A 14,332-nucleotide genomic window follows, 5' to 3' on the forward strand; every position below is an offset into this window, starting at 1 on the left:
TAAAAATATTTACATATTATTTGAGGAGGTTGTTTCACTTGTTAAAGCCACTAGGTGATCGAATTATTATCGAGCTTGTTGAAACTGAAGAAAAAACTGCAAGCGGCATCGTACTGCCGGACACTGCTAAAGAAAAGCCTCAAGAAGGTAAAGTTGTAGCTGTAGGAACTGGCCGCGTTCTTGAAAATGGTGAGCGTGTTGCCCTTGAAGTTGCTGACGGCGATCGTATCATCTTCTCAAAATATGCTGGTACTGAAGTGAAGTACGAAGGCAAAGAGTATTTAATTTTACGCGAAAATGACATTCTTGCTGTAATTGGCTAATCGCCGATCAGACGAAGATTATTAAAGAATAAAGCTAAAATTTTTGAGGAGGTTTTATCAATGGCTAAAGAGATTAAATTTAGTGAAGAAGCTCGCCGCGCGATGCTTCGCGGTGTGGATTCCCTTGCAAATGCGGTAAAAGTAACTCTTGGACCTAAAGGACGCAACGTGGTTCTTGAGAAGAAATTCGGTTCTCCACTTATCACCAATGATGGTGTGACAATTGCGAAAGAAATCGAGCTTGAAGATGCATTCGAAAACATGGGTGCGAAGCTTGTTGCTGAAGTAGCAAGTAAAACAAATGATGTTGCCGGTGACGGTACAACAACTGCAACTGTTCTTGCTCAGGCAATGATCCGTGAAGGCCTTAAGAACGTAACTGCAGGCGCTAACCCAATGGGCATCCGCAAAGGAATCGAAAAAGCAGTTGTTACAGCTGTAGAAGAATTAAAAGCTATTTCTAAGCCAATCGAAAATAAGGAATCTATTGCTCAGGTTGCTGCAATCTCTGCTGCTGACAATGAAGTTGGCCAGCTGATCGCTGAAGCAATGGAGCGCGTTGGCAACGATGGTGTTATCACAATCGAAGAATCTAAAGGATTCACAACTGAGCTTGATGTGGTTGAAGGTATGCAATTCGACCGCGGATATGCTTCTCCATACATGGTTACAGATTCTGATAAGATGGAAGCGGTTCTTGAAAACCCTTATATCTTAATCACTGATAAGAAGATCACAAGCATCCAGGAAATCCTTCCTGTACTTGAGCAAGTTGTACAGCAAGGCAAGCCTTTATTGCTTGTAGCTGAAGATGTTGAAGGTGAAGCACTTGCTACACTAGTTGTGAATAAGCTTCGCGGAACTTTCAACGCGGTAGCAGTAAAAGCTCCTGGCTTCGGTGACCGCCGCAAAGCTATGCTTGAAGATATCGCGATCCTGACTGGCGGTGAAGTAATCACTGAAGAGTTAGGCCGTGACCTTAAGTCTGCTACAATCGACTCTTTAGGACGCGCTACTAAAGTAGTTGTTACAAAAGAAAACACTACAATCGTTGAGGGTGCTGGAGACAGCGCGCAAATCGGCGGACGTGTGAACCAGATCCGCACTCAAATGGAAGAAACAACTTCTGAATTTGACCGCGAAAAATTACAAGAGCGCCTTGCTAAACTTGCTGGTGGTGTTGCAGTTGTTAAAGTTGGTGCTGCTACTGAAACTGAATTAAAAGAGCGCAAGCTTCGCATCGAAGACGCCCTTAACTCTACACGTGCTGCTGTAGAAGAAGGCATCGTTTCCGGTGGTGGTGTTGCCCTTCTAAACGTATACAATAAAGTGGCTGCTATCCAGGCTGAAGGCGATGAAGCAACTGGTGTTAACATCGTATTGCGTGCGATGGAAGAGCCTGTACGCACAATTGCTCACAATGCCGGTCTAGAAGGTTCTATCATTGTTGACCGCTTAAAGCGCGAAGCAGTTGGAACTGGCTTCAACGCTGCTACTGGCGAGTGGGTAAACATGATCGAAGCTGGTATCGTTGACCCAACTAAAGTAACTCGTTCAGCTCTTCAAAACGCTGGATCTGTTGCAGCTATGTTCTTAACTACTGAAGCAGTAGTTGCTGACAAGCCAGAAGAAAACGCTGCTCCTGCAATGCCTGATATGGGCGGCATGGGTGGAATGGGCGGCATGATGTAATTTAAAGCGTTGAACCCAACGTTTTAAAGCATCATCCACCAGGACATAGGTACAGGTTTTCTTGTCCTGCTGTTCCCAAAACTGTTTATAACAAACAAAAAAGGAATTCCTATTCGGGAATTCCTTTTTTTATTTATTCTTTGTCCGAACCCCCGCCAAAAGTTTCGGGAATCATCGTGAAGCCTTCAATCACAGTATCTTCTTCCACTTCGATCATCAGATAGCGCTTGCCGTCAAAATGGACTTGTTTTACATATCGAAGATCTTGCGGGCAGATGGATATGTTGGCTGCCTTCGTGCTGATTTTTATTGATTTTGAATTAAATTTGGGCAGGACGCTGGTTGCCTTTATTTCATATTTGTCATCATCGATGATTTTTTGATAAGCGGATTGGACCTTTTCTGAATTAATATCTTCGAGACCACTCACTTTTAAAACGCGTTCTACGTCTTTGGAATCCAGCTTCGGCGGTTCATCCTCTTCGTTTTCCACGATCATACGGTTAATCTCTTCATATACGTTGGAAAGGGTTGCTGTGCTTAGCTGATCTCCTGTTACGTCTTTAATAATTTCCTCAAAAACGATTTTATCATCCTGCGCCGTCATCGTTTCTTCCCCGTTTAAAACGTCCACTATGAACTGGTAGTCGGGCTCATGTACCTTGCCTGCTGAATACAAGACGTGATTGACATCAGCTGCATGATCGGTAAAGCAAGGAAATAGAAACCCTGAAATGGGAGCCTTGAGGTTGATAATCGGATCAACGGTAAAATGATATTTAAATTCCTTTTCTACATAGTCAAAAAGCAATTCTTTCTTCGGTTCTTGAGTGTTATTTATGCTGCAGAGAATAAAGGGATGAGAATAAACGGCATCCCGTTCACTTTCCTCGGCTTCTGCGTTGCGGCGTTTCATTGGCTTAAGATACTCCCCGCGAATGAATGTAACGACAATATCCTTTTCATATTGCCGGATTCCCAGCATTTTGCCGACTATCTGAAGCATTTGATCCATCCAGCCTTCAGCATCACTGCTTAGCAATCCCTGATGCAGGATGAGTTGACTGCTGTTTTCGGCATCCCTCTGAAACTTTAATTCAAAGAGCTTTTCATCCAATTGGCCGCCAAGCAGCTTTTTGAAGTTATCCATAAATAGCTCCTGCTGATCCTGGTCCAGCATTTCAAAGGGCTGGCTTTCATAATGATAAATCTCACTTGATTCCTTCATAATATAGACATTAAAAATATCTGAGATCTTTAGTAAGTCATTATTTAATTTAAATTGTTTCCGAATCTGTGCGATGTCTTTTTTGTTCACAGTTAAATCCACTCCTAAGCTGCCCAATATGCATATTTACTAGAATAACAAAATACATCAGCTCTATAAATTATTTATCTCTTTTATTTTCGCTTTTTTGAAAAGGGATACGTTAATTAAATTTGGCTGGAGATTTGAGAAGCATGAAGTTGATTTTTACCGGCCGAATTTGCGCTGGCGAGGTGAATGTAGAATGCTGATATTTTGTTAACATAAAGGTATTTAATTGAGGCCTCTTATAAGTTGACTAAACTTATGGGAAGCCTTTTTTATTTCTTTAACATGGGGACATACTCTTCCAGATAAAATTGGATGCAGAAATAAAAATTACAAGTATCGACAAAAAATGGCAAGTTCTTTATAATAGTATAGTAAAATATAATCGTGAAATTAGTCCTATATTTAATAAAATTGAAAAGGCAAACTTATCGAAAGGTAAGGACGCAAAGCTACGAGTCTAAAATCCTCCAGGGTAATGACAGTCGGGTTGCCAAGGATAATAAAGAACGTTTATTTGGCTATCCCTGTCTATTTGGGGATAGTCTTTTTTTTTGGACACCTTTTAAATAGCTGCAAAAATGATGGAGAATACAGGCAAAGGAGATCAGCGATGATAGTTGTAGATAAGAAAAAATACAAAATGGCCATTAATGAGGCCGCAAAGGAAGTTCATGTACAGGTTCATGGGTTAATGAGAGAGGAGGATGCGGAAGGTTATATGATAGATTTACAGGATACGATTAGTAAGGTATCAAGGCAAAGTTATACATTTGTTGTAGACGGGACCCATCAAACCCCTGTCCCATCAAAGGTGGTTCCACAGCTTGAACAGACAATGCAATTTTATTCTTCATTGGGATTTAAGGATATTCTTGTAGTAAAACCGTCATCTAAAATTGCGCAGGTGCAAATCAGGAATGCACTTGAGAGAATTGAGTTCTCAGGTACGTTTGTTGATAAAGTGCCTCATGGCATCTAATGTTCGTGACAATGATTAGGGGATCATTATTTTACATTTGAAAGGGAGTAAAGAAGTGCAAACAACACTAGAGCTATATACATACGAAATTATAAAGAAGGATCAGCCAGAATTAATTGTGAAAGCAGCTGATTGTCTGGCTCGAACATTCATAGGAGTGGAGGTTGCAGGGAAATGGGTTCAGGAGCCAATGGTAGGACAATTGAATATAGGCTATGAGGATTTCTATCAATTTACCAAGGATTATTTAGACTCTACGATTGAACAGGGATATTGCGCAGTTGCAAAGGATGCTAATCATAAAGTTGTCGGTGTACTTGCGGGAGATACAAATGCACCTGAGATAATCGGAGAAGACATATTTGAAGGTTCTTTTTATGATATGAATGTAATTCTCCGTGTTTTGGAAGATGTAGATAAACGTTTTATGGAAGATTATAAAAAACAGAATGGACATGAAATCAAGGATGGAGAACTATTACACCTTTTCATGTTAGGCGTAATAGCTGAACATAATCGTCATGAAATTATTCAGCAGCTAGGAAATAGATTAATCGCAAAAGCATCATCCCAAGGATTAAAGGCTGTTTTAGGTGAAGCAACCAACCCTAAATCAATACGGGTCATGGAAAAATATCATAATATGAAAAAATATAAAGATACTGAAGGAAATTATATTGTCCATAAATATCAGGATAATAATAAGCTGAGTGGTATTCCTGCAAATGTAGCAGATGGAACATATATCCTAATAAAAGAGCTTTAAATTACATATAAAGTCTAATTTAATTAAATAGATGTTAGGGGATTTATTATAATGGAAGCGATTATGCTAGGCATCAATATTATTTTAATGGGAGTATCGGTGTTTTTTGCCTATCGATACTTTTCATTAAAACACCATCTCCATATTCATAAGGAAATAATAAATGGAATGGAAGAATTATCAGCAGGTAAAATTGCAGCGAAGGTTGATGAACGAAGCTCTAAACATGCTGTATTTAATGGGCTAATCGACTATTTCGGCCTTGTAAGGGAAAAGTTTTTTTCCTATTCAAAAGATGTTCATGAAAAAGGTGAAAATCTTACTGAAGTCGGTGAATATGCTTCTGAAAAAGCGGATATTGTTAGAGCGGCAATTGATGAGGTAGGCAGAGGGTTGACGAAACAATTGGCAGCAACAGAAGAAAGTGCTGCATCTATGGAGGAAATGACACAGGCTATCGAAGATCTATCCGTGAGATCCCTTCAGATTTCAGAACAATCGAATACTACCTTAGAACTGACGCAGGAAGGAAACGAGAAGCTAAAGGATTCCTTAGATAAAATGAATCAGTTTAATCAAACGGTAAATATAACATTTGATGCCATAAATAAACTCGGAGAAAAATCTCATGAAATCGGCACGATTGTAAAAGTGATTACAGGGATTTCAGAACAAATTAATTTATTGGCATTGAATGCGGCCATAGAAGCGGCCCGTGCGGGAGAGCATGGCAAAGGATTTGCAGTCGTTGCTGATGAGGTTCGAAAATTGGCCGAACAATCACGGCAGTCTTCCTCTGAAGTATCAAACATTGTAAAGAATATACAGGAGGAAACTGGGATAGTCGTGAACTCCATGCAGCAGGGAACAGAGGAATTGAAAGATACAAATACCACCCTTGTAGAAGTTGGGTCCATGTTCAAACAAATTCTGGCTACTACAAAAATTATTGCTGAAAATAATGAAAACTCTTCTGCGAGTACACAGGAATTATCTTCTGCTTCGCAGCAGATCATGGCAACAATTGTTGAGATTGCCTCAATCTCACGGGAATCTGTTGAAATGTTTGAGGAGCTAATCGAAATTAGTGATGATGAACTGACTGCAATGCAAAAACTTGTCCAGGTAGCAAAGAATCTTGTAGAGCTAACAGATGATGTAAACAAGTTAATATTTGTATGGAATCATGGTGCTGAAACAGAGGCAGCTCATGGTCAAATTGCTGATAAAAAGCTCAGTGCAGCAGTATAAAGATCGTTGCTTTGCTGGCTGATTAATATAAAGGTGCTTCTTTCAGGTAAATGCAGCCTATGGGAAGCTTCCCTTTGATGCCCGAATTAGTCCTTATAAAAGAAAGGATCAATAAATATTACAGTATCCTTCTGTTTAATAGGGAATATTTTTATGGCAGCAAGGTTGCCAAAAGGCTTAATTAGGCACTGATTTGTCCACCTGTGTGGACTTTTTTATTGGATCTTTAGATAAAACTGCTTCAAGAAAAAGCATCCAGGAGGTACAGGATGAAGGAAATACAAAAGTTATTTCCCAGTATGGATGGGAATGAACTCCAAAGAGAGGAATTATTGTCTTACTTTAAGACGATCTTAACGAAAATAGATGAGTTAAAGGATCCCAACAAACTAACACTGGGAATAATGCCCGAGTACTCAGAGGATTACTATAATCGTATCATTGAAAAGGCCGATGTTCCGAAAAAGGGTGTGCCGATAGAACAAGTGATTCAGGAGCTTCTTAAATTGGCAGAAGGACACCGCTACGTCAATCGAAATTATGTAGCCAACGCAGCGCCCCTTCCGAATATAGCCAGTATGATCGGGAACTTAGTAATGGTCCTGGTCAATGGGAACAATCTTTGGGATGTGGAAGGACCGGCTGCGGCTGCAGCAGAAATCGAAATAACCAGTATGCTATCCAAATTAATCGGATACGATGAGAGCATTAGTGCAGGGTATACAACCTGGGGAGGACAAGGCGCTGTTTTTAATTCTTTGCGACTTGCCATTGCACGGTACGCTCCGTCTTCAAATGAAAATGGTGTACCGCAAAATCTCTATTGCTTCTGTTCAGAGCTATCACACTATAGTCTGTATAAGTCTGTAGAAGCTGCAGGGATTGGCGTGAAAAATATGATTCGGATAAAAGCGAATGCTGATCATTCTATGAATCTCGACGATTTAAAAGAGAAAATGGCGCTTGTTATTGCCAAAGGCGGTGTTCCTCTTTATGTACTTGCCACAATGGGAACGACTGATACATTTGGGGTTGATGACATTGAGGGGATTAAGCGGATATCAGAAGACTTGGAACGCACTCATGGCGTATTTCCGATCTATATCCATGCAGATTCGGCCATGGGCGGCATGTATACCTTCTTTAACCATTACGATTTTGAAAGCAACCCTCTGAGATTTGAAGACAATGTTAGTGAGGTTTTAAGATCCTATCAGCATAAGTTCAAACAGATAAAGCTTGCAGATAGTATGGTCTTTGATTTCCATAAGCTTGGACAAACCCCATATATCACAAGTTTATTTTTAATTAAAAACAGAGAATATCTTAAGTATGTAGACTTAGATGCAGCGGAAACGCCTTATGTTGGGAATCGTGGGTATGGCAGCTATCATACAGGCTTCACACTGGAATGCTCGCGGATGGGAAGTGCTTTGGCGATTTATGCATCGTTATTAGCATTTGGAATGGAAGGCTATCAAGAGCTTTTGGCCAATTATATCCGTGTCAATATTGCATTTAGAGAGATGTTAACAAGAGAAGTTTCGAATGTGGCAGTAACGAATGAAATTTCTCCTATTACAACATTCCGCTTTTACCCTGAAAAGACTGAATGGGATAATGAATTGAACGGACATTTACCTGTGGAAGAAATAATGGAAATTAATCAATTTAATGACGAGTTTGCAGAGGTAATTGGTGCTGAACGAGATACTGTCTTTTTTGGAAATACGAAAAAGCAGAGACTTGTGGAAGCGGCAGACTCAAACAAGCAGCTGCCGGTGTACGCACATAAATTCTTCTCGATCTCTCCCTACTCTACGATAGAAGAGGTCGACCGTTATGTCGGATTCTTAAAAGAACACTTGGAGATGTTCCTGAAAATGAGAAATCACAAGTATAGTATTATAGGTTCCTAATGAAGTAAATCCAGCAATTGGCTTGAAAATATTAATGGAGGCTTCCCATAAACTGATTGTGGGAAGCTTCTTCTTTGTTTAATAGTAATGGCTACGGAATTCTTCTGCCAGTTTCTCCATGTATTCCCCTGGATAGCAGCCGATCCGATTCATCTAAGAATTGCACGGATTGTCGCGTTGTTTCTTCGTTTTGCAGCAATACAGATTTATACGCCTCTGTCACCTGCTGAAGCTGCCTATTTAAAGCATTCAATTTATTGATGAAATCAAGGACATTATTCTCCCCAATAGTGGATGGAAGGGATGGCTGGAGTCCGTTAGCGGAGGTTTGAAGGTTGGTGAGTGCCTGTTCTATATCACTTATCCTTAGCTTAATCTCGGTATCCATTCTCAGTACCTCCTTATTATTTCTTCGACCTCTCCGATGCAAGCTGCGCTTCCAGGGAAGCAATCGTTTGTTTGATAGAATCGATTTCCTGCTGGATCTGCTGGAACTTCCGGTTTATGGCTGAAAACACCTCATGAAACTGATTTGATTCAATGTCAGTGTAACTCGCAAGCATTTGTTCAAACCGGATGTCCTCAAATTCACCTGCCAGCTTTCCCTGCCAGGTGAAAGGAGAAAGATCCGGTCTTGTGACGGTATGCCGATAGTGGGTAAACTCCTGCTGTTTTCCTTGAAGCTCTCCCTTACAGGCCAGCAGTCGCTGAAGCTCGTTTTGTTTCTTCGCCAATAAACTGTAGTAATATCCTAAAGACATGAAAAATCACCTCTATATACTGCAATTTTCATATTATACATCCATAAAAGAGAATCCATTTTACTATATCACAGGGAAATAATGTAATAATGATACGATTTTCTCATTTTGATTATTGTGTCGATGGGTAATTATTACTGTATTATACAAAAGTGTAAAAATAATCCTATTCGTGATAAAATTACTCTTATTTTTGGTGTAAAGTATAAATTATGGAAAATGCTAGTGAGGGGCTCTTAGAAGTACCTCTATTGCAGTTGTCGAATGGCAGGAGGCGATTTATACTGAAGGTATTAGATGCACGGGAGTTGCATAGCGGATTGAAGGAGCTTCATTCCAGTCTGTACTCCTTAGAAGAGCAGATAAGAAACATTGCACGTGATGTAGAAGGAATCACTTCGCTTGAGGACTCCTTTCGGGGAGAGGGAGCAGCCGCTATTCAGGCTTTTTTTCGTGAATGTCATTCTCCTTTTCTCTTATTTTTTGAAGGTTTTCTTGCAGACTATCAAAATACTTTAAAAAGAATAGCTACTTCACTTCAGATGCTCGAGCCGGCAAGCAATGGATTCATCCGTCAGAGCTTTTTGGATGGAGAAGCGGCACAGGGCCTGGTAAAAACAGAATCTATCACCACAAGCCTAACAGAAGAGACCAATGCGGTGATGCAGAAAGTTTCTGATATTGTCAGTCTGCCTCACCTGCAGGATGGGGAGTTTTCGGCACATGTAAGGAGAGCGGAACTTCACCGGAGAAATACCGTTGATGATCTTATTACCTTTGATGGCCAGCAAACACTGGCACTTGATCCAATTGAGCAGGATCTTCACCTGATGCAGTCCTACATCGATGAAATCTCCAGCCACTTTCAGAGTGGAAATCTTAGTATATCCGGCTATTCCGTCAAGCAGCTTAACACCAGCCCAATCTATGGAGAGCTTTTAGAAGGCATCAGGCATAAAGCTGGAAATTCCATGCGCTCACCGGAATTCCTTAAAGAACTGGGCATAACTGCCTTGGGACAGATTTTACCGCCTGGTGCTTATTCCATTTGGGCTATCTGGCAGAGTAACTATGAAAACAAGACCTTCCAATATCAGTTAAGATCCTTGAAATCTTTGGCAAAGCTAAACGATAAAGAAATCAGCCCAGAGGAATTCATCTCTTTGAGCGGCAGAGAGATCCTGACTATTGAAGTCATAGATGAACACGGCATAGGCAGCCAGAACCAGGGCGGCAAGTTCCATCTGTATGATGACGGCCGGATCGTCAGGGAATACTATGCTGAAAAAGGAAAAGCTTACGAGTTCGTTGATTCCATTCCAGAAGATCGCGTGGGAGGAGTACGGGAACTTGACTCAATGGCCGATGGAACCCCGCTTGAAATTCTCGAATACCTGTCGCTGGCGGCTGTTGTCCGAAAACAAGGAACCAAGGTCATACGGAAGAGTATCAATAAGGCAGACTTTGATGCGCTTGTCAGGATATTGAAAGAGGAAAAGGGCCATGTGGTTTTGCCGGGGAAGAAGGATGGAAAGAGAATTGATAATGCTGAAAATATAAAGGACAGAACCAAATTAACTGTCGATGATATACCTACTGCAAAGAGTGGGAACTTCAATAGATTCTTCAATTCCCTAACAAGTAGTGAACTAAATGAACTTTGGAAAGATAAAAAGATTAGAAAGAAAATTGAACGTCAGCTTAGAGAGCCTGGAGGTTTACACGAGTGGCACTTAGTTTCAAGAGCTCCGCAATTTAAGCATTGGAACATTAGTGCTGAAGAGATTAAAGATTTACGAACAGCTATATCTGATGTTAAGTTTGTCAATCCAAACGGTGTTCATGGAGGGTTAGGTTCAACTAAAGCACATAATGAATTATTGGCAATAATAGATACATCTAACGATTATAATACATTTGTTAGACGACTTAATAATTGGGCTAATTATAGACTTGAGGGTGGGGTTTCGTCTTTACCGGATGATCTGAGATTAAAATAGGAGGATACTATAATGGAAAAACAAGGATGGGTTTCTATTTGGTTAGGTAATATTAAAGAAGAAGACTCTATAGAAAAGTATGTAGATTTAACCTATGATGAGGATGGTGAGTCTGTCCCATCCAAATTTTTTATCGATTTTAATATTGATATGGATGAAACAGATGAGGATACTATAGAGAAAGTAGTTTATAAGAATAGCAGTAGTGATATTTCGACATTATTAGATGGGTGTTCGTATCAAGAAATTATTATCCCAAAAATCAAGAAAAGTATAGACCTTAAAAATTCATATAATGCCGTAATCCTGATATATAATTTTGAGTATAACAATGAAATTACTTCAACTGATGCTTTTGACTTTATTGCCGCTACAAATTATGAGTAAAACAAAGCTTAATAAGTATTAAGAATGAAGAATAGACGAAGTTGATGGATAAGACACAGATATTACTATTCTTTAAGTAATGCTTTATTATACGGAAAAAGAATATATTCAGTAAGGCATTGTAGGCAATCCAATAAAGAAGCATTATTAATAAATCACCAGGTGAAGTAGTTGGGATTTCTAAAAATATAATATATTTTTTTGAACCTTGAATCGGCTATGCCTTTCAAGGTTTTTCGTTTAATATGTCCCAAACATTCCCCCTCCATATGTAATGAATTTGCCCAAGCCAAACCCATTTTCACGCATATAAAAATAGTGTAAGCCATATATAGAGGAAATGGAGGTATGAACGGATGTACCCTTACAGAGGCCCCTATCAGCCGCAGGATCAGCGGTTTTTTGGATTCTTTGGTCTGCCCTTTTTAGGCGGGTTAGCAGGAGGTTTATTGGGCACTGCTTTATTCTACCCGCGTCCATATTATTGGTATCCTCCACCGCCGCCGCTTTATTACCCGCGACCTTGCTGTGGACCAGGATTTGGATACCCTTATTAATAAATATCAGGGGAAGCTCATAAAGGGGCTTTCCCTTTTTGAATTCGGCAATGATTTACCTGCTGAATTCAGGAGGAATAATAGGTTTATTATGAAAATGAGGATGGCCGGCGGCATGCCGTGGCTGAGATGCTTGATAAGGCAAAAAATGAATCAGATTAATAACACAAGTTTGTGTAACGGCTAATGAATTTTCCTAAGAATATATTTGAGTGACTCTTCATATATGATGAAAGTCTTAACTAATAAGGAAAATGTAGGATATTTATTATTCAGAATATTAATTCTTTTAGCAGATTTACATCCTCCTATTAAAAAGGCATGATAGAAATAATTCGGATATCGAATTAATAGATCAGAGGAGGCTTAAAAATGAAGAAGAAATCATTATGGAAAGTACTTAGTTCAGCAGCACTGGCAGCAGCGATTCTCGTACCCCAAGTCGGCTTTGCTGAGGGCGCAAAGCCTGTGACAGAAGAAAATGTATCAATTAATGGTTTTGTTGATTATGAAGAATTAAAGAGAAAGTTAACTCAAATTGAAAAATCATCGAACGGCCTGGTTCAGGTTGAATCTGCGGGAAAAACGAATCAGGGGAGAGATATCTTTACAGCACGTGTAGGCCATGGAGATAAAGTGGTACTAGTGCAGAGCGAAATTCATGGCAATGAAAAGACCGGCACTGTCGCGTTGCTGAATATTCTTCAATATTTGGGGTCAAGTCAATCAGCAGATGCGAAAAGGATTAGAGAAGAATTAACGATTGTCGCAATCCCGATGATGAATGCCGATGGTTCCGAATTGGACAGGCGCGGCAATGTAATGACCTGGGAAGAGGTTCAGGAACAGTTTCCTCAATTACATAATGCACAGCCCACCTGGAATTATTACACACGCAGCCTTCAGGGGGACGACTATTCTGCAGCACCAGGATTCGATGTAAACCGTGACTTTAACCCGGATTTAAATTATGTTCCGAAGGCGGAGGACTTCCCTGGCAATTCAAGCACTCCAGGCTGGTATATTACGCCTGAATCGCAAACAGTCCGGGATGTTTATAAGAGTCTTCAAGAGGAATTTGGTCATGTTGAAGTCTTTTTAGATCTTCATCACCAGAATTTCTATATGATTGAAGGAACAGATGAAGATGTAACAATGTCCATTTCAGCAGACTTTGTTCCGGATCCAAGTTCTGCGGAGGGTGCAAAATATAGCCAATATGCGGAGAATTACCGCTTTGATTTTTCACGCCAGTTAAACGTCGCCCTTTATGATGCACTTCAGGAAAAAGGAAATTCAGTGTTTACCAATATTTCTTTATATGACCAGGAGTTAGACTTGCCTGGAACTGCCTTGGGCTCCTTTGCCTTGAACGGCAGCGGGGTTGTCCTATTTGAGGTAAAAGGGCAGACACATAACTATGGACAAAAGATGAAAGGTCAGCTGGTTAAGACAGTAGAAACAGGTGTCATGGGGATTATCAATGGTGTGGCAGATGGCAGTGTGTATGATTTGAATCCGGATGAATATAATGAAATCCCTAACAGGGTGCCAATTCGTTAACATAGTCAAAAGAAGCTGAGTCCCAATGGGAATCAGCTTCATTCTTACTGCAGTCGATCTGGTACACTATCAGTCGTTTCTTCTGCGACTTCTGTAAAAATATCCTCTTCGTTTTCAGGAACCATATGGACAGAGAAGCCCTTGGCAAAGGCGGGTTCCAGTAAATGAATCAGCTGCTGGACATCAGCCTGCAGCTGAAGGAATTCCTTTTTCGTTACAGGCTGGGCTTCTTCTTTTAATTCATAGCCCACTTGTCCGTTCGCCTCCAGGGTTGCCCATCTTACATCGCTGATAACTGCAACATTATGCTGACGCAGCTTCATTTCAAGCTGGTCCACAGTAAACCGGAGTTTTCTCAGATTCTGTTCATTTAATTTTCCATCTTCTATGATAATTTTGGATTGCCCAGTGATAAACTTCTCAAATTTGTCTGATTTCATTTGTGCATATTCCATGACAACTAGGGTGAGTACAAGGATGAGTCCTACTGCAAGAGTAGTCCAAATGCTTTCCCCTGAAACCGGTTCAATTAATAGTGAACCGATGCCAATCATGATTACTACCTGAGCTAATGTCATCTGTGAAATAGACTTTCTGCCAGCGATCCTTAATAACAGGGTGCCCCCGATGACGACAAGGATTGAGTTCCAAATCCAATCGAATTCCAATCTCATCCCTCCCTATATTTTATTATAGTCTTTCGCAAATAGAGCCTTCTAAAACTGTTAATGTCAATTTATCTAACAAAAAGTGGGATTAGCTATTGTTACCTACTTATTAAACGTGTTAATATCAAAATATTATAAAAATTTTAAA

The 14,332-nt window shown here is 40.1% G+C and carries 14 protein-coding genes and 1 riboswitch; of the genes, 10 read left to right on the forward strand and 4 right to left on the reverse strand.

The features are described 5' to 3' along the window. Window positions 1–38 precede the first annotated feature (38 nt). Both groES and groL read left to right on the forward strand, forming a co-directional pair. The gene (groES, locus tag A361_RS01625) at window positions 39–323 is read left to right on the forward strand and encodes a co-chaperone GroES (RefSeq protein WP_009336289.1); all 285 of its coding nucleotides are present in this window, start codon (window positions 39–41) and stop codon (window positions 321–323) included. Between the two features lie 60 nt (window positions 324–383). After that, window positions 384–2,015 (forward strand): chaperonin GroEL, encoded by a 1,632-nt coding sequence (groL, locus tag A361_RS01630; RefSeq protein WP_009336288.1) that lies wholly within the window; start codon window positions 384–386, stop codon window positions 2,013–2,015. Between the two features lie 133 nt (window positions 2,016–2,148). Here groL and A361_RS01635 read toward each other — a convergent pair whose 3' ends face one another. Further along, window positions 2,149–3,333: a DUF4317 domain-containing protein gene (locus A361_RS01635; protein WP_009336221.1), complete on the reverse strand. Its 1,185-nt coding sequence runs from the start codon at window positions 3,331–3,333 to the stop codon at window positions 2,149–2,151. 408 nt (window positions 3,334–3,741) lie between these two features. Continuing rightward, window positions 3,742–3,828, forward strand: a riboswitch (cyclic di-GMP riboswitch). A 115-nt stretch (window positions 3,829–3,943) separates the two neighbouring features. On the opposite strand from A361_RS01635, the gene A361_RS01640 reads away from it, so the two are divergent. The 4 genes from A361_RS01640 (at window position 3,944) to A361_RS01655 (ending at window position 8,248) form a co-directional block, all read left to right on the forward strand. Further along, the gene (locus A361_RS01640; protein ID WP_009336220.1) at window positions 3,944–4,312 is read left to right on the forward strand and encodes a hypothetical protein; all 369 of its coding nucleotides are present in this window, start codon (window positions 3,944–3,946) and stop codon (window positions 4,310–4,312) included. Window positions 4,313–4,367: 55 nt separating this feature from the next. Beyond that, on the forward strand, window positions 4,368–5,078 hold the full coding sequence (locus A361_RS01645; RefSeq protein WP_009336217.1) for a hypothetical protein: 711 nt from the start codon (window positions 4,368–4,370) through the stop codon (window positions 5,076–5,078). A gap of 51 nt (window positions 5,079–5,129) precedes the next feature. Further along, window positions 5,130–6,329 carry a methyl-accepting chemotaxis protein gene (locus A361_RS01650; RefSeq protein WP_009336215.1) on the forward strand — a complete coding sequence of 400 codons (1,200 nt, stop codon included), beginning with the start codon at window positions 5,130–5,132 and terminating at the stop codon, window positions 6,327–6,329. A 269-nt stretch (window positions 6,330–6,598) separates the two neighbouring features. Beyond that, window positions 6,599–8,248: a pyridoxal phosphate-dependent decarboxylase family protein gene (locus A361_RS01655; protein ID WP_019382371.1), complete on the forward strand. Its 1,650-nt coding sequence runs from the start codon at window positions 6,599–6,601 to the stop codon at window positions 8,246–8,248. A gap of 91 nt (window positions 8,249–8,339) precedes the next feature. On the opposite strand, the gene A361_RS01660 is transcribed toward A361_RS01655, so the two are convergent. Together A361_RS01660 and A361_RS01665 are read right to left on the reverse strand one after the other, a co-directional pair. Then, window positions 8,340–8,636 (reverse strand): YwqI/YxiC family protein, encoded by a 297-nt coding sequence (locus tag A361_RS01660; protein ID WP_019382372.1) that lies wholly within the window; start codon window positions 8,634–8,636, stop codon window positions 8,340–8,342. 16 nt (window positions 8,637–8,652) lie between these two features. After that, on the reverse strand, window positions 8,653–9,009 hold the full coding sequence (locus tag A361_RS01665; protein ID WP_019382373.1) for a YwqH-like family protein: 357 nt from the start codon (window positions 9,007–9,009) through the stop codon (window positions 8,653–8,655). A 251-nt stretch (window positions 9,010–9,260) separates the two neighbouring features. Here A361_RS01665 and A361_RS01670 point away from each other — a divergent pair, with 251 nt between their 5' ends. The 4 genes from A361_RS01670 to A361_RS01690 all read left to right on the forward strand — a co-directional run bounded on the left by A361_RS01670 (window position 9,261) and on the right by A361_RS01690 (window position 13,516). After that, on the forward strand, window positions 9,261–11,009 hold the full coding sequence (locus tag A361_RS01670; RefSeq protein ID WP_162271996.1) for a ribonuclease YeeF family protein: 1,749 nt from the start codon (window positions 9,261–9,263) through the stop codon (window positions 11,007–11,009). A gap of 12 nt (window positions 11,010–11,021) precedes the next feature. Next, complete coding sequence (locus A361_RS01675) at window positions 11,022–11,396, forward strand: immunity 22 family protein (protein WP_019382375.1); 375 nt, start codon at window positions 11,022–11,024, stop codon at window positions 11,394–11,396. Window positions 11,397–11,752: 356 nt separating this feature from the next. Next, complete coding sequence (locus A361_RS29210; protein WP_009336204.1) at window positions 11,753–11,953, forward strand: hypothetical protein; 201 nt, start codon at window positions 11,753–11,755, stop codon at window positions 11,951–11,953. A 372-nt stretch (window positions 11,954–12,325) separates the two neighbouring features. Further along, window positions 12,326–13,516 (forward strand): M14 family zinc carboxypeptidase, encoded by a 1,191-nt coding sequence (locus tag A361_RS01690; RefSeq protein WP_019382378.1) that lies wholly within the window; start codon window positions 12,326–12,328, stop codon window positions 13,514–13,516. 44 nt (window positions 13,517–13,560) lie between these two features. On the opposite strand, the gene A361_RS01695 is transcribed toward A361_RS01690, so the two are convergent. Beyond that, the gene (locus tag A361_RS01695) at window positions 13,561–14,184 is read right to left on the reverse strand and encodes a DUF421 domain-containing protein (protein WP_019382379.1); all 624 of its coding nucleotides are present in this window, start codon (window positions 14,182–14,184) and stop codon (window positions 13,561–13,563) included. Between the last annotated feature and the right edge of the window lie 148 nt (window positions 14,185–14,332).

This window comes from Cytobacillus oceanisediminis 2691 (genome assembly GCF_000294775.2).
Classification (GTDB): Bacteria; Bacillota; Bacilli; order Bacillales; family Cytobacillaceae; genus Cytobacillus; species Cytobacillus pseudoceanisediminis.